Source organism: Ruegeria sp. CI8, from assembly GCF_056536865.1.
Window position 1 is genome coordinate 1,469,474 of sequence record NZ_JBQFQL010000001.1, and the last position, 14,430, is coordinate 1,483,903.

The 14,430-nt window shown below is 61.5% G+C and carries 14 protein-coding genes; 6 read left to right on the forward strand and 8 right to left on the reverse strand.

Annotation, left to right across the window (positions count from 1 at the left end; translation table 11 throughout):
• Positions 1-4: 4 nt before the first annotated feature.
• The 3 genes from ACR0DA_RS07245 to ACR0DA_RS07255 are packed head-to-tail and all read right to left on the reverse strand — an operon-like array spanning position 5 to position 3,459.
• The gene (locus tag ACR0DA_RS07245) at positions 5-277 is read right to left on the reverse strand and encodes a hypothetical protein (RefSeq protein ID WP_170338699.1); all 273 of its coding nucleotides are present in this window, start codon (positions 275-277) and stop codon (positions 5-7) included.
• Positions 264-3,056, reverse strand: coding sequence for a [protein-PII] uridylyltransferase family protein (locus tag ACR0DA_RS07250; protein WP_480753444.1), 2,793 nt, complete (start codon positions 3,054-3,056; stop codon positions 264-266). Before ACR0DA_RS07250 ends, ACR0DA_RS07245 begins: the two co-directional genes overlap by 14 nt.
• Positions 3,057-3,069: 13 nt before the next feature.
• Complete coding sequence (locus tag ACR0DA_RS07255; RefSeq protein WP_480753445.1) at positions 3,070-3,459, reverse strand: DUF4440 domain-containing protein; 390 nt, start codon at positions 3,457-3,459, stop codon at positions 3,070-3,072.
• Positions 3,460-3,600: 141 nt separating this feature from the next.
• Here ACR0DA_RS07255 and ACR0DA_RS07260 point away from each other — a divergent pair, with 141 nt between their 5' ends.
• From ACR0DA_RS07260 to ACR0DA_RS07275, 4 genes are all read left to right on the forward strand, one after another.
• A complete protein-coding gene (locus ACR0DA_RS07260) occupies positions 3,601-4,020 on the forward strand; it encodes a DUF2852 domain-containing protein (RefSeq protein ID WP_170338185.1) in 420 nt (139 codons plus the stop codon).
• Between the two features lie 67 nt (positions 4,021-4,087).
• On the forward strand, positions 4,088-4,519 hold the full coding sequence (locus ACR0DA_RS07265) for an RDD family protein (protein ID WP_093962341.1): 432 nt from the start codon (positions 4,088-4,090) through the stop codon (positions 4,517-4,519).
• 74 nt (positions 4,520-4,593) lie between these two features.
• Positions 4,594-5,418, forward strand: a complete 825-nt coding sequence (locus ACR0DA_RS07270) for an arginyltransferase (protein ID WP_093962342.1) — start codon at positions 4,594-4,596, stop codon at positions 5,416-5,418.
• A gap of 6 nt (positions 5,419-5,424) precedes the next feature.
• Complete coding sequence (locus ACR0DA_RS07275; protein WP_170599541.1) at positions 5,425-5,814, forward strand: VOC family protein; 390 nt, start codon at positions 5,425-5,427, stop codon at positions 5,812-5,814.
• A gap of 74 nt (positions 5,815-5,888) precedes the next feature.
• Here the strand turns inward: ACR0DA_RS07275 and ACR0DA_RS07280 are convergent, their stop codons facing one another.
• From ACR0DA_RS07280 to ACR0DA_RS07290, 3 genes are all read right to left on the reverse strand, one after another.
• Positions 5,889-8,243: a TRAP transporter large permease gene (locus tag ACR0DA_RS07280; RefSeq protein WP_170358851.1), complete on the reverse strand. Its 2,355-nt coding sequence runs from the start codon at positions 8,241-8,243 to the stop codon at positions 5,889-5,891.
• A gap of 17 nt (positions 8,244-8,260) precedes the next feature.
• Complete coding sequence (locus ACR0DA_RS07285) at positions 8,261-9,187, reverse strand: TRAP transporter small permease subunit (protein WP_170338177.1); 927 nt, start codon at positions 9,185-9,187, stop codon at positions 8,261-8,263.
• Between the two features lie 124 nt (positions 9,188-9,311).
• A complete protein-coding gene (locus ACR0DA_RS07290; RefSeq protein ID WP_170338175.1) occupies positions 9,312-10,394 on the reverse strand; it encodes a TRAP transporter substrate-binding protein in 1,083 nt (360 codons plus the stop codon).
• Between the two features lie 247 nt (positions 10,395-10,641).
• Here ACR0DA_RS07290 and ACR0DA_RS07295 point away from each other — a divergent pair, with 247 nt between their 5' ends.
• Complete coding sequence (locus tag ACR0DA_RS07295) at positions 10,642-12,075, forward strand: cache domain-containing protein (RefSeq protein ID WP_170338684.1); 1,434 nt, start codon at positions 10,642-10,644, stop codon at positions 12,073-12,075.
• Positions 12,075-12,719, forward strand: a complete 645-nt coding sequence (locus tag ACR0DA_RS07300) for a response regulator transcription factor (RefSeq protein ID WP_170338171.1) — start codon at positions 12,075-12,077, stop codon at positions 12,717-12,719. The genes ACR0DA_RS07295 and ACR0DA_RS07300 overlap by 1 nt, the downstream gene beginning before the upstream one ends.
• Positions 12,720-12,749: 30 nt before the next feature.
• Here ACR0DA_RS07300 and ACR0DA_RS07305 read toward each other — a convergent pair whose 3' ends face one another.
• Together ACR0DA_RS07305 and ACR0DA_RS07310 are read right to left on the reverse strand one after the other, a co-directional pair.
• On the reverse strand, positions 12,750-13,124 hold the full coding sequence (locus tag ACR0DA_RS07305; protein ID WP_480753448.1) for a bleomycin resistance protein: 375 nt from the start codon (positions 13,122-13,124) through the stop codon (positions 12,750-12,752).
• Positions 13,125-13,168: 44 nt separating this feature from the next.
• The gene (locus tag ACR0DA_RS07310; protein ID WP_480753450.1) at positions 13,169-14,014 is read right to left on the reverse strand and encodes a HalD/BesD family halogenase; all 846 of its coding nucleotides are present in this window, start codon (positions 14,012-14,014) and stop codon (positions 13,169-13,171) included.
• Positions 14,015-14,430 lie beyond the last annotated feature (416 nt).

A 14,430-nucleotide genomic window follows, 5' to 3' on the forward strand; every position in this document is an offset into this window, starting at 1 on the left:
TCCGTCAGCGTTGGCGCGCCCGCCAGCCGCCGCGCCGGCGCGGAGCCTGCGCGGTGTCCAGCCCTTCGCGCAGAACCTGTGTCATGGGATGGTCGGCATCCTGTGCGGTATAGACAGCATGCAACTCGGTCAGCGCCTGCTTCTGGTCGCGCCCGTCCGGCAGGCTGAGCGCCCAGTCCAAAAAGATGCTGCGACACTCGGGCAGCGTGATTCCGTCGATGCGATAGGCCTCGCGGATCAGGCCCTTGGGGTCGTTCGGGTCGTCACTGCGCGCCATCCGCACTCTCCTCGATCACCGCGCCGATCACTTCGGCTGCGGCAGCATAGCTGTCCTGCAAGGCGGACTGTAACTGTTCGACCTGCTCGAACCCGGTCGCCCGGCACAGAAAGGCCGTGCCCCCCTGCCCGATCTTGTCGGCCTCGATCACCTTGCCAGACAGTAGCCGCGCCGCGCATTGCACCGACCAGCATAGGTCATATGCGTCCTTCAACACCTGCGCCTGAGCGACATCCAAAAGACCCGCAGCGACCGCTCCGTCCAGGCCCGAGTCGACGTCGCGCTGTGGCGCTCCGGACAACAGTGCGCCGGTTTCGGCCATCAGCTCGATATCCAGCAGACGGCCGGGGCCGTTCTTGACATCCCAGACACCGGCGGGAGATTTCGCGGCCGCGAGGCGTGCGCGCATGTCGGACACTTCGCGCAGGGCTTGATCCTTGTCGCGCGGGCGAGACAGGAACTGCGTTCGGAAAGCTTCGAAATCGTCTGCCAGATCCGTGTTGCCTGCAACTGCGCGCGCGCGGGTCAAGGCCAGATGCTCCCAAACCCAGGCTTCCTCTTGTTGGTAATGAGTGAAGCTGGCCCAGCTTGTGGCGACTGGCCCCTGATTGCCGGACGGCCGCAGTCGCATGTCGACCTCGTACAACCGTCCTTGCGCCATCGGTGCCGACAGGGCGGTAATCAGCGCCTGTGTAAAGCGCGCATAGTAGGTGCGCGTGGCCAGTGGCTTGGGGCCGTCGGACATGTCCACCGCTTGCGGGTCGTAGATCACGATCATGTCCAGATCGGATTGCGAGTTCAGCCGAGCGGCCCCCAACGACCCCATGCCCAGCACCACAGCGCCACGCCCTGGGGGGGAGCCGTGCTTCTGCGAAAACTGCCGCTCTACGCAGGGTAAGATCGCGGCGATGACAACCTGCGCGAGGTCCGCGTATTGCCGCCCGGCCTGCAACCCGTCGATCAGACCGCGCAGGTGGTGCACACCGATACGGAAATGCCATTCCTTGCACCAGCGCCGCGCCAGATCCAGCTGCGTTTCATAGTCCGACTCAGCCGCCAGCGCGTGGGACAGTTCAGCCTGCAAGGCGGACTGACCGGGCCAATCGGCAAAGAAGCTGCCACCGATCACCGCGTCGAACACCTGCGCATTGCGCGACAGGTGCGCGGCCAGTGCATGCGAGGTGCCGACAATATCGACCAGAAGGTCGATCAGATGCGGGTTGGCTTCGAACAGGGAAAACAGCTGCACACCGGCGGGCAAACCGGCAAGAAACCCATCCAGCGCCAGCAGCGCCTCGTCGGGCCGGGCGGTCTTGGCCAGCCGGGCCAGCAACTCGGGTTTGAGCCGCTCGAAGATGCGCGCGCCCCGTTGCGAACGCAGCGCGGGATAGGTTGTCCAACGGGCCAGAACGCCGGCGTCGAACTCGACCGGGGGCGCTGCGGTCGGCGCGGGGCCGGCGCCGGGCGCGAAAAAGCCCTCGGTCAGCTCGTGCACCTCGGTCAGGCGGCGTGTCAGATCGGCCGTCAGCTCGGCGCTGGTGGTGCCCATCAGGCAGGCGATGCGCTCGATCCCGTCGGACGACTGCGGCACCTTGTGGGTCTGCGCGTCATGCACCATCTGGATGCGGTGCTCGACCTCGCGATGTGCGCGGTAATGGTCGGTCAACTTGTCGGCCACGTCCTGCGGCACCCAGTCCTTGGCTGCCAGCGCGGCCAGTCCCGGCACCGTGCCGCGCACCCGCAGGTCGGGGTCGCGGCCCCCGGCAATCAACTGCCGCGTCTGGGTAAAGAACTCGATTTCGCGAATGCCGCCCTGCCCCAGCTTCATGTCATGGCCGGGGATCGTCAGAGCCCCCCCGGTGCCCTTGTTCTCGCGGATGCGCAGGCGCATGTCGTGGGCGTCCTGGATGGCGGCGAAATCCAGATGGCGGCGCCAGACAAAGGGGCGCAGGGTTTCCAGAAACCGCTGCCCGGCGGCGATGTCGCCGGCACAGGGGCGGGCCTTGATATAGGCGGCACGCTCCCATGTGCGGCCCAGGCTTTCGTAGTAGCGCTCGGCCGCCTCGGTCGCCATGCAGACTGGGGTGACCGCGGGATCGGGGCGCAGCCGCAGATCGGTGCGGAACACGTACCCATCGGCCGTCTTGTCGCTGAGCGTGGCGCAGAAATTGCGCGTGGCCCGCACCATGCCCTGCCGCGCCTCGTAGAAATCGTCGGGATCGTACCGGGTTTCGTCGAACAGCACGATCAGGTCGATATCCGAGCTGTAGTTCAGCTCGTGCGCGCCCATCTTGCCCATCGCCAGGATCACCATCCCAGCGGCGGTTTCGACGTCGTCATCAGTCATGCCGGGCAGCTTCTTGCGCCGGATCAGCGCCGCAATCTCGGCCTTGGCCGCGATGTCCACGGCAAGCGCCGCAAAGTCGGTCAGCGCCGTCGTGACCTGCTCGAGGTTCCAGGCTCCAGACAGGTCGGCGAGGGCCGTGAGCAAGGCAAGCCGATGCTTGGCCAGCCTCAGACCCGGTTTCAACTGGTCAGGAGCCAACGCGCGCGCGTCGTCCATGATCTGCGCAAGGGCGTGCTGCGGCCGATCCAGCGCCGGGGCCAGCCAATTGCGCTCACGGTCGATCAGGCTCTTGAGGTACGGGCTGCTCCCTGCGGCACCGGTCACCAGTTCGGACTGATCAGCGTTCAGATCCGACACTGCGGCGCAGGCCTCTCGCCCCAGTTCGGGGTCGTAGGGGCGCGGGACGCGGCGAATGGTAAGATTGTCGGTCATGGGCGAATTCCGGTCAGGTAACGTCGACTGGAGTGTCCTGGCTGAAGGTATTGATCCAGCCATCATCCCGGCGTTCCCACAACGAAGAGATCAGCATCGCCTCGCGCGCGGACGCACCCGGCCGCTGATAGTCCGCCCGGTAGGACAACAGGACGATATCCGATGTCAAAACGCGCAATTGCGCCGCGCTCAACTCATATGACTCCATGGTCGGGCTGACTGCGAACTGACCCACATGATCGTCGCGATTGGCGAAACCGGATGGGTAGACGCCCAGAAAATCGGCGCTCAGCAACGCCCGGTCCGCCCGCGCATCACCTTCGACCAAAGCGGTCCAGACCTGCTGCTCGAGGTTCAGGATTTCTTCAAGCGTCGGGGCGGGCTTGTCGTTGTGCGTGTTCATGCCCGCACGTTGCGCAGGATCAGAACTGCCGTCAACCGGGGCACTAAATGTAAATCTTTTTCACATCGCCCCTTGCATCCGGGCCGGGCCACCCCATCTAGATCAATGTGAACACAATTTACATCAACCTGGAGAGCCCAAATGACCGCATTGTCCGAACACGCCGTCCCCCGCAACCCGGGATGGTTGCACCGTGCAGAGGCCTGGCTTGACGACAAGGGCAAAGGCGCCTGGATCGCTGCCATGGTCCTTGGTTTCATCTTCTTCTGGCCCGTCGGCCTGGCCCTTCTGGCCTATATGATCTGGAGCAAACGCATGTTCAGCAAATCCTGCAGCCGCCGCCATTCCTGGCACAGCCACATGAGCGCGATGAAGCCCTCGGGCAACAGCGCATTCGACGCCTACAAGGCCGACACGCTGGCCCGCCTGGAACGGGAACAACAGGATTTCGAAGCCTTCCTGCACCGCCTGCGCGAAGCCAAGGACAAGGCCGAGTTCGACCAGTTCATGAACGAACGCGCTCAGGAGAATACGGCGGACGACAAGGACGAAACCGCCTGATACTCTACCGCCCTGCCCCCTCTCTGTGGGACAGGGCAAACCTCAACAACCGACCGGAAATTCCTTCATGTCTCATCTGCCCGACCCGGATCGTCAGCCGGACTTCTACAAATCCGTGGCGATCAAACGTTTCTTCGCGTGGCTGTTTGATATCGCCTTCATTTCGCTGCTGTGCACGGTTGCCATTCTGCTGACCTTCGGCATGGGCCTGTTCGTCATCGCGCTGATCTATGCGGTCGTCAGTTTCATCTACCGTGTCGTCACCATCGCAAACGGGTCTGCCACGCTGGGTATGCGCTTTATGGGGATCGAACTGCGCGACGCATTTGGCGAACGCATGGATACCGGCAAGGCCGTCGCGCATACAGCCGGTTACTTTGTCAGCATGGCGTTTCCGATCCTGCAGATCATCTCGGTCATCATGATGCTGACCAGCGCACGCAACCAGGGCCTGACCGATGCCTTCCTCGGCACCGTGATGCTGAACCAGCGCGCCTGACACGGCCCGTTTCTGGGACTTGGCGACCCCAGAAACGGTTGCTATCATCGGCCCCGAGGAAACACGGGGCCTTCATGCGACACACGCTGCCGATTGCGCCGCAGTTCTATGTGACTGCACCACAGCCTTGCCCTTATCTCGAGGGCAGGATCGAGCGTAAGCTGTTCACCGCCCTACAGGGCGAAGGCGCGGATCAGCTGAACAACTCTCTGTCGCAGCAGGGTTTTCGCCGGTCTCAGAACGTCCTTTACAGGCCCTCCTGCACAGATTGTGCGGCCTGCCTGTCGGCCCGGATCGACGTCTCGGCCTTTTCCCCGACCAAAAGCCAGAAACGCGCGGCGCGGCGCAATGCGCACCTTCAGCGACGCGCGACCTCACCTTGGGCCACCGACGACCAGTACGAACTGTTTCGGCGGTACCTGGACACACGGCACGCCGATGGCGGCATGGCGGATATGGACGTGTTCGAGTTCGCCGCGATGATCGAGGAGACTCCGATCCGTAGCCGCGTCGTTGAATATGCCGACCCCAAGACCGGAAACCTGATCGCCGTCAGCCTGACCGATGTTCTGGATGACGGGTTGAGCATGGTCTATTCGTTCTATGATCCGAACCAGCCGCAAAGCTCACTGGGAACCTATATGATCCTCGATCATATCGACATCGCGCGCGAGGCCGGTCTGCCATATGTTTATTTGGGCTATTGGGTCCCCGGCAGCCCCAAGATGGGCTACAAGGTGAAATTCGCCGGGCTCGAGGTCTATGTCAAAGGCGGGTGGCAGCGTGTGGACGACCCGGAGGCGTTCACCGACTCAACGCATCACCCGCTTTCGACCGCTCCGATTGCCGAGCAGGTCGCGAATATCCAACTTCCCGATCGCCACCCCACCAAAGGTTGAATTCTGATGCAGCAAGGTTTGCACGCCGTCACCCTGGTGGTGCCGGACTATGATGACGCGATCGCGTTCTACACCAAGACGCTTAGGTTCCGGCTGACCCAGGACATCGATCTTGGCGAAGGCAAACGATGGGTTTTGGTTACGCCCCCCGGCAGCGATGGGGCTGCTCTGCTGTTGGCCAAGGCTGACGGAGACCGCCAACGGGCCGCAATCGGTAATCAGACCGGTGGTCGTGTCGGGTTTTTCCTCAGAACCGATGATTTCGCCCGCGATCACGCAGACATGCTGGCCAACGGGGTCCGGTTCGAGGAAGAGCCCCGCCACGAACCCTATGGCATCGTTGCCGTCTGGCAGGATCCGTTCGGGAACCGTTGGGACCTGATCCAGTTCACCTGACAACCGGCGTCAGCCGGGACCAAAGCAAAGGGGGCCTCGCGGCCCCCTTTTCAGTTTGACAACGCCATCACCGATCAGTTCGGGATCAGGTCCGGCACGATCGTCACGATCGACGGGAAGAACCACAGGATTCCGATGCCAACCACCTGGATCAGCACGAAGGGGATGATCCCGCGGTAGATATGGCCCGTCGTTACCTCTTTCGGCGCCACGCCGCGCAGATAGAATAGCGCAAAGCCAAATGGCGGCGTCAGGAACGAGGTCTGCAGGTTCACCGCCACCATGATCGTCACCCATTTCGGGTCGAACGACCCGCCATAGATCACCGGACCCACGATCGGGATCACGATGTAGATGATCTCGAGGAAGTCCAGCACGAAGCCCAGGATGAACAGCACCAGCATCACGATCAGGAAGACCGTGAACTCGTTGTCGAAGCTCTTCAGGAACTGCTGGATATAGTGTTCCCCGCCGAACGAGATCACCACCAGGTTCAGCAGCTGCGAGCCGATCAGGATGGTGAAGACCATCGAGGTCACCTTGGCGGTTTCCCGCACCACCGGTGTCAGAACACCGCTGGCATACAGCACCCAGCAGGCGAACAGCAGGCCGAACAGCGCATAGAGGTAGGTGGCATAGGCCAGGATGAAAGCAATCCAGGTCTCGACGCTTACATCGCCTTGGTTCACGCGGAGGTCAAAGTTGACACCCAGCAGAAGACAGATGATGACGGCGAAGGTGGACCAGATGATCACTTTGCCCGACCGCCCCTGATCCTGCAGTTTGCGATAGGCCGCCAGCATGATGGCCCCGCCTGCCCCCAGCGCTGCGGCCGGAGTCGGGTTGGTCACACCACCCAGGATCGACCCCAGAACCGCGATGATCAGAACCAGCGGCGGGAATACCACGCGGATCAGATCATTGGTGGCACAGCGCGCCGCCGCTTCCTTGCAGCCATACATGGCAAGCCCGAAAGGCAGCGCCAGCAGCAGGAAGGTGGCCCCAGATGAAGTGGTCGGCGCAATCAGCAGAACATCGACCAGCAGCATCAGGATCAGCCCGATTGCACCCACGATCAGCGGCTGCGGCGATCGCGAGGGCGCGATGCCGCGGCCCAGAACCAGCGTCAGACCCAACAGTACGACCATGACCGCAACACCGGTGCCGATCGGGGCGGCAGCTGCAATCTTGGCTTCACGGGCCGAGGCGAGTTCTTCTTCGCTCAGCCGTTGCGCTTCGGTTGCGCCGCCGGCAGCATCGATGGCTTCCTGCTCGGCCACGGCCTTGTCCCAGGCCGCCTGACCATGCAGGTCGATCATCGAGGCCTTGCACTCCTCGGACACGTTGGTGCGCAACGAGGCTGCCTCACCGATGTCGGAAAAACCCGAAACGGTGATGTTCTGGCTGCCGATGACACCGGCGCTTCCCAGCAGAACCGCGCCCACGATCAGTGCAACCGGGGCACCCAGCAGCCAGGTCAGGCCTTCCGAGCGGGTGATGGTCTCGCCGCTGCCCCCTGACAGTTCGACCGCAGGTGCCTTGTGCGGGTTGAGCAGCGCGTAGCCAAAGGCATAAAGCGCATAGAGCAGCGCCAGCATGATCCCCGGTAGCAGCGCCGCCTGGAACAGCGTCCCCACCGAAACCACGGCAGGCTCGCCCAGATAGGTCAGCGCGTCGGTACATCCAGCTTCGACTGCGCGGGTCTCCTGCGCCGTCGAATACAGGTCACCCGCCAGCGTGCCCAGCAGAACAATCACGATCGAGGGCGGAATGATCTGCCCCAGCGTGCCCGAGGCCGCGATCACGCCCGTCGCCAGCTCTGGCGAGTAGTTGTTGCGCAGCATGGTCGGCAGGGCCAGCAGGCCCATCGTCACCACGGTCGCGCCCACAATACCGGTCGAGGCCGCAAGGAATGCCCCCACAACCACGATCGACACCGCCAGACCGCCCGGCAGCGGGCCAAAGACGCGCGCCATTGTGGTCAGCAGGTCGTTGGCGATTTTCGAGCGTTCCAGCGTGATGCCCATCAGCACGAACATCAGCACCGCCAGCAGAGTCTCGATCGACTGACCGGCCAGAACTCGTTCGTTGATACGGTTCACGATGAAGGACACGTTGCGGTCCAACGCGGTTTCCCAGCCCTGAACAAAGACCGGCTCGGCGATCCTTGGCAGGTCCGGGTATCGGAACACGGATATCACATCGGGTTTCACACCCGAATTCACGATGTCCCGATAGGCTTGCGAGCTTGTGTCGATCGCCTGGTGGATCAGCAATCCGGCGCTGTCCAGCGCGGCGATGATCCCGAAAGAGATGATGCCGGCCCCACCGATGGCAAACGCCACCGGAAAGCCGCTGAGAATCCCGCCGAACAGGCAGAGGAATACGATAATGAGGCCTATCTCGACGCCATCAAGTCCGAATAGCATTGTTTTGGTCTCCGTCCTTAATGTGTGCCTTCGTAGGCTTCTTCACCCTCGCCAAGGCTGTCCTTGTCGAGGTATTTTCCAGCGCTTTCCGGGCCTTCGACATATTCGAGATAGGACCGGTAGAAGAACGCGATCGCGTGCAGGAACACCATCGCGGCAAAGGCCACAAGCAGGATCTTGAACAGGAAGTAGGCATTGAAGCCGTTGGGGCTGAAGCCGATGGTTTCGACGTTCCAGCGCAGCGCGCGGGATTTCATCACCAGCCGGTCCAGCGTGTCGCTGGCCGAGGGCTTCGGCACGATCAGGTGACGCCACATGAAGTACCAGCCATACATCCAGGTCAGCACGGCGATGGGCATCATGAACAGAATAGAGCCCAGCATGTCGACCACGCGCTTGGCCCGATGCGAGATGCCGGCATATACGAGGTCCACGCGGACATGGCCGCCCTGCACGAAGGTGTAGGTGCAGCACAGACAGACGACCAGCGCGTTGTACAGCTTCAGCTCTTCGGCGTACCAGCTGATATCCATCTGAAACGGGATACCCAGACCAAACGCCATGTCAGGTCGCGCGAATACGCGCTGCATGAATACGATGACGATTTGCTGGATCACCATCAGCAGGCCCGCCCAGGCAAAGAAACGCCCGGTCGTGTTGGCGAACCCTTCCAGAACGCGCACCATGCCCCACATGAAGCCGCGGAAGTAAAGCCCGATCGCGGTCAGCACGAGGAAGATCGTGAAAACCACGAAAAAGAACTCGACCGACCCGCCGTAATAGACAAAGCGCATGATCGCTTCTTTGTCCGACCAGTTCAGCCACAGCTGCGGATGCGTGATGGCGTATCCGAAATTATAGAAGGCTTCGGCGATGCTTTGAACGAACCAGACCAGTCCGTTCCACAGGGCGCCGAAGAACGAGATACCGTTTTCGTCCTGCATAATGTCCCCAGGTCCCGTTGGTTGCGACGCTGATTATAGCGGAAAACCGTGCGATCCGCGCATCTGCAACAGGAAAGGTTTCCCCGCACGTGGCGGGGAAACCGTTTGATTGCCAGACGGCCAGTTAGCCCAGAACGCGGTCGCGCTGCGCGGTGTAGACGCCCGACGACATGTTCAGCCACGACGACGAGGCTTTCATCGATGCCATCGCGCTGTCGTGGATCTTCTTGAACAGCTCGTCGCTCATGTTCTCGGCCAGAACTTCCTGGCTGGCTTGTCCGAAGGCATCCCAGACACTGTCGGGGAATTCCATGACCTTCACGCCACCGGCCTGCAGACGCTGCAGCGCCGCGCCGTTGTTGGCCAGGAACTGTGCCAGGTTCCACTGGTGCGCTTCGCCGGCAGCGATTTCGATGATCTTCTGGTGCGCCGGCGAGAGGCTTTCGAACACGTCGCGGTTGGTGGCCAGCGACAGGCCTGCGCCCGGCTCGTGGAAACCGGCGGTGTAGTAGATCTTGGTGATCTCCTGGAAACCGGCCTTTTCGTCGGCCCAGGGACCGATCCACTCGGTGCCGTCGATGGCACCCGAGGACAGCGCCTGATACACTTCCGAACCCGGAATGTTCTGAACCGATGCGCCCAGCTTGCCCAGCGCCTTGCCGCCCAGACCCGGCATACGGAACTTCAGGCCGTTGAAGTCTTCGGGGCTATTGATCTCTTTCGAGTACCAGCCGCCGGCCTGCGCACCGGTGTTGCCTGCCAGGAACGATTTCAGGCCGAAGATCTGGCCCAGTTCGTCATGCAGCTCCATGCCGCCATCGAAATAGTACCAGTTCACCAGTTCCTGCGCGGTCATACCGAACGGAACGGCCGTGAAGAACGCGTAGCCCGGGTGCTGACCGACAAAGTAATAGTCGGCGGCATGGTACATGTCAGCCTGACCCGACGAGACGGCGTCGAACACTTCGAACGCGCCCACCAGTTCGCCCGCTGCCTTGATGTCAACCGTCAGGTTGCCGTCGGACATTGCGGTGATGCTGTCGGCGCAACGCTGCGCGCTGTCGAACACGCCAGCCAGACCGCGGCCCCACGAGGTAACCATGGTCAGCGTGCGCTTGCCCTGCGCATAGGCGGGTGCCGCCAATGCGGTTGCCGCTGCGGCCGAGCCGCCCAGTGCCGACGTCTTTAGAAACTTACGACGATCCATAAGAGTAATCCTCCCCTTCATAGTCACGACTCGGGCAGCGCCCGAGCCAGTCGTTTACGGTAGCGTCACCCTAATGAAGGCCGTTTGAAAAGGAATACCTATTACTACGTAGATCGGATGGTTTTTTCTGCGGAACGCGCAAATGAGGGGCTCATTTTGGCCCGCAAACCGCGATTCCTGGGCGTTTCGAGCGCCGGAATGCCCAATCTCTTTGCAATTTCACCCCCGCTTGCGTATCGATTCGACCATGGGGAAACTCCGCGCTCTGCTTTCACTGACCTACGCTCAGAAGCTGTCGCTGGTTGCGGCCATTCCGCTGGTCGTGGCCGTGGCCGCGATCGCGGTCATGGTGGCCTACGAAGCCCGCGCGACGGCTGAACGCGAGATCAAGGCGTTGGAGCGTCGGCTGATCGAGGCCAAGAAGGAAGAGCTGCGCAATTACGTGACACAGGCCCGAAACGGCTTCGCTTATATCTACGGACGCGCGTCTCCGGATGACAAGGTTGCCCAGAATCTGGTGACCCAGATCCTGTCGGCGATGATTTACGGAAAGGACGGGTTCTTCTTCGTATATGATTATGACGGCAACAACCTTGTTAGCCCGCGCCAGACCGAGTTCATCAATCAGAACTGGGAGGGCCTGACGGACAGCGAGGGTGTTCCGGTCGTCGACGAGTTCATCCGCCTGGCCCGGCAGGGTGCCGGATGGCACAGTTTCATGTGGCAGAAGCCCTCGACCGGCGAAGAGGCCATGATGATCGCCTATGTCGTCGGCCTGCAGGATTGGCGTTGGGCCGTGGGAACCGGTGTATTCATCGACGACATCGTGGCCACCGTAGCCAATGCCCGCGCCGAGGTCGAAGCGCGGGTGCAACGCACGTTCCTGTATATCGGCGGTATCGTTCTGGCGGCGGTTCTGATCGTCTTCGCCTCGGGGATGCTGTTGAACATCCGCGAACGCCGGCTTGCGGATGCCAAGCTGAAGGAACTGACCAAGCGGGTAATCGACGCGCAGGAGGAAGAGCGTGGCCGCGTTGCTCGTGAGCTGCATGACGGGATCAGCCAGATCCTGGTCGGGGTGCGCTATGCGCTGGACAATGCCCGGCGGCGCCTGTCCAAGGGCGATCATGACGGCGCACGTGCGCCGCTGGACAAGGGCATCGACAACCTGGGCACCGCGATCACCGAAGTGCGCCGCATCAGCCGCGACCTGCGGCCCGGCGTATTGGATGACTTGGGCCTTGGCCCGGCCCTGAAGGCGCTGACCGACGATTTCCGCGAACGGACCGGGATCGAGACCGAATTCTCGACCGTCGTGTTCCGCAATCGTCTGGACCAGGACAGCAAGATCGCCCTCTACCGTATCGCGCAAGAGGCGCTGACGAATATCGAACGCCATTCTGGCGCAACCCGCGTCACGATCGACCTGCGCGGCCACAAGAAGGGCGCGACCATGCGCATCACCGACAACGGCCGTGGCCTTCGGTCACGACCGGGCCGGGTCAGCACCGGGATCGGGCTGCGCAACATGCAAGAGCGCATAGAACAGCTTGACGGGTCCCTGCGTATCCTGTCATCACGCGGCGCACAAAGTGGTACAGTGATCGAAGTCAGCCTGCCGCTGAGCCACCTGTTGCCGCCGCAGGAAGACGCGACACCCAAAGGAAAGGCCGGTTCCTGATGACCGAAACGATCCGAGTCCTTATCGTCGACGATCACCCCATGGTCGCCGAGGGCATCCAGTCGATCCTCGAAAGTTTTGACGACATCAAGGTCGTCGGCACGTTGGGCAATGGCCGTGACGCGGTGGATCAGGCCGCGCGCCTGCAGCCCGATGTCATCCTGATGGATCTGAACATGCCGGGGCTCGGGGGGCTCAGCGCCACTGAACTGATCCTCGAACGGTTGCCCGACACCCGCATTCTCATTCTGTCGATGCATGACAGCCCGGAATACATCTCGACCGCATTGAGCCACGGGGCCAAGGGCTATGTTCTCAAGGATGTGCCGACTGACGAAATCAAGCAGGCCATAGACGCGGTCATGCGTGGAGAGCGCTATTTGTGCACCGGGGCGATCGGATCGCTGGAACCGAAAGAGGATGCGGCGCGCGAAGCGCTCACCGGGCGTGAACAGACGATCCTTCTGGAATTGGCGCAGGGCAAGTCGAACAAGGAAGTCGCGCTGGCGCTGGATATCTCGGTTCGCACGGTCGAAACCCATCGCAAAAACATCAAGCGCAAGCTGGGCATCTCATCAACTGCCGGCCTGACCCGATACGCGCTGGAACATGGCGTTTTGCAAGGAACCGGCGTGGCCTTCTGACGGCCGCGCCATCAGCGCACCTTCCGCGCTTCAACGGATTCCTTCGCCGAAAAAGATCAGCGTGCCGTCCTCATCCAGAACGTGAAACTCTCGCTGTTGATATGGCTGATCAAATGGCGCACGAACCCGCCCTTCGGGGAGTTCTTCGAGTTTGGGACGCAGGCTTTCGTACAAATCGTCAATATCCTCGACATCGATATAGAAGGATTGCTCGTGGCCCAGCGGCAAGCCATCCGCGCGCGGCGGGCATTCCAGCAGGCGAATTGCAACCGGGCCAAGCCTGAGAAAAGCATAGTTGTCTTGCGTGAACCCACACGCGAAACCCAGACGATCGCAGTAGAATGCAATTTGCCGGCTCAGCGAGGAACACAGGACGAAAGGGGTCAGCTGAAGAATACGTGGCACCTTGCACTCCCTGGCAGGATCTGACTGCTCCACCCTAGCACGGGTCAGTCCAAAAGCTCATCGTTTCGCAACCCCTCCCTGTCGCGATGACACGGCAGCACACGGCCGTAGAGCTGCCGAGTACGCTCGATCCCGCCACACATGCCTTCGGCCTCGACAAAGGAGAATATCCCCACGTAGCGCGGCCGTGCACCCGACACCGGCGCCACGCGATGCAAGGAATAGCGCCCCCGAAAGATCTGCAGATCACCGGGATTGAGCTCCAACTGGCGTACCATTCCCATATTGCCGTCCAGAACCGAGGCCACCTTGTCAAAGTTCTCATCCTCAGCGGTGCGCAGGTTCGGCGCGTATTCAAAGGCGCCGCCTTGCTCGCCATTCTGGATCGCCAGAGTAACCGTGTAGTTGTTCGTGTCGAAATGCCAAGGAAAGCCCTGCCCCTCTTCGACCACGTTGATGATCACATCCGCCAATGGATCATCGTAGCGAAAGAACCGATCCGCGGGTTCATTCAACGCTTCGCGGATGAAGGGCAGAAATCCTTCGAACTCGTAGATCCTGCGCAGGGGGCCGGTAGACGGGAAATTGTCGGCCGGAACAAAGGCGTTCGACCGGTCATAGAACCGACGGATCGGGTGGGCGATACCAAAGCGGGGATCGTCCTTTGTGAAATAGGCGTTGGTCCGGTTGAAACTGCGATGCGCACTCGGCGCGACGGCTTCGGCTTCGGTCAGCAACTGACCCAACCCGTCTTCGTGGACAAATCCGGGCAAAACTGCGCAACCATCCTTGTCGAGGTCACGACGAATGTCATCGATCAACCGATCATACGCCGCCGAATTCGGACGATCGATCGGATAGCGCCCGAGGTCCACCAGATCCACCAGCATGCCGTCCTCCCTGACTTGTTCGCAGCCCCAGCCTGACCCAGCCCGGACCCCGCATCATGCCCGTTTCAGACATCGCTCTGACGCATTCTGACCTCGACCACCGCTGAGAACTCGGCAAAACTCGGCCAGTATTTTCGGAAATTTCTCCACATGCGGCAATCTGCGCAACAAAATGTCGCAAAATTCGACATCAGAGTCAGGAAATTGGCCAGATTGCCTGTTGACGCCCCTTCGCGCCGCCCATAATGTCTGCCCCACGCAAAAAGGAGCCTCTGGCGATGAGAACGCTAGTCGTAATCGTAGGAACCACGCGCATGGGCCGGTAACGGTAAGCCATAATCGAACCCATGCGCCTCCGAAACTTCGGGGGCTTTTTTTTGTCAAACGCAAGACACATGTCGCGAACGGAGCAAAGC

What these genes read in the sequence shown, in the direction of transcription:
- ACR0DA_RS07260 (WP_170338185.1), top strand. Translation starts at nt 3,601, where the DNA reads ATGACCGCATTGTCCGAACACGCCGTCCCCCGCAACCCGGGATGGTTG.
- ACR0DA_RS07265 (WP_093962341.1), top strand. Translation starts at nt 4,088, where the DNA reads ATGTCTCATCTGCCCGACCCGGATCGTCAGCCGGACTTCTACAAATCC.
- ACR0DA_RS07255 (WP_480753445.1), bottom strand. Translation starts at nt 3,459, where the DNA reads ATGAACACGCACAACGACAAGCCCGCCCCGACGCTTGAAGAAATCCTG.
- ACR0DA_RS07295 (WP_170338684.1), top strand. Translation starts at nt 10,642, where the DNA reads ATGGGGAAACTCCGCGCTCTGCTTTCACTGACCTACGCTCAGAAGCTG.
- ACR0DA_RS07280 (WP_170358851.1), bottom strand. Translation starts at nt 8,243, where the DNA reads ATGCTATTCGGACTTGATGGCGTCGAGATAGGCCTCATTATCGTATTC.
- ACR0DA_RS07310 (WP_480753450.1), bottom strand. Translation starts at nt 14,014, where the DNA reads ATGCTGGTGGATCTGGTGGACCTCGGGCGCTATCCGATCGATCGTCCG.
- ACR0DA_RS07290 (WP_170338175.1), bottom strand. Translation starts at nt 10,394, where the DNA reads ATGGATCGTCGTAAGTTTCTAAAGACGTCGGCACTGGGCGGCTCGGCC.
- ACR0DA_RS07275 (WP_170599541.1), top strand. Translation starts at nt 5,425, where the DNA reads ATGCAGCAAGGTTTGCACGCCGTCACCCTGGTGGTGCCGGACTATGAT.
- ACR0DA_RS07270 (WP_093962342.1), top strand. Translation starts at nt 4,594, where the DNA reads ATGCGACACACGCTGCCGATTGCGCCGCAGTTCTATGTGACTGCACCA.
- ACR0DA_RS07250 (WP_480753444.1), bottom strand. Translation starts at nt 3,056, where the DNA reads ATGACCGACAATCTTACCATTCGCCGCGTCCCGCGCCCCTACGACCCC.
- ACR0DA_RS07285 (WP_170338177.1), bottom strand. Translation starts at nt 9,187, where the DNA reads ATGCAGGACGAAAACGGTATCTCGTTCTTCGGCGCCCTGTGGAACGGA.
- ACR0DA_RS07245 (WP_170338699.1), bottom strand. Translation starts at nt 277, where the DNA reads ATGGCGCGCAGTGACGACCCGAACGACCCCAAGGGCCTGATCCGCGAG.
- ACR0DA_RS07300 (WP_170338171.1), top strand. Translation starts at nt 12,075, where the DNA reads ATGACCGAAACGATCCGAGTCCTTATCGTCGACGATCACCCCATGGTC.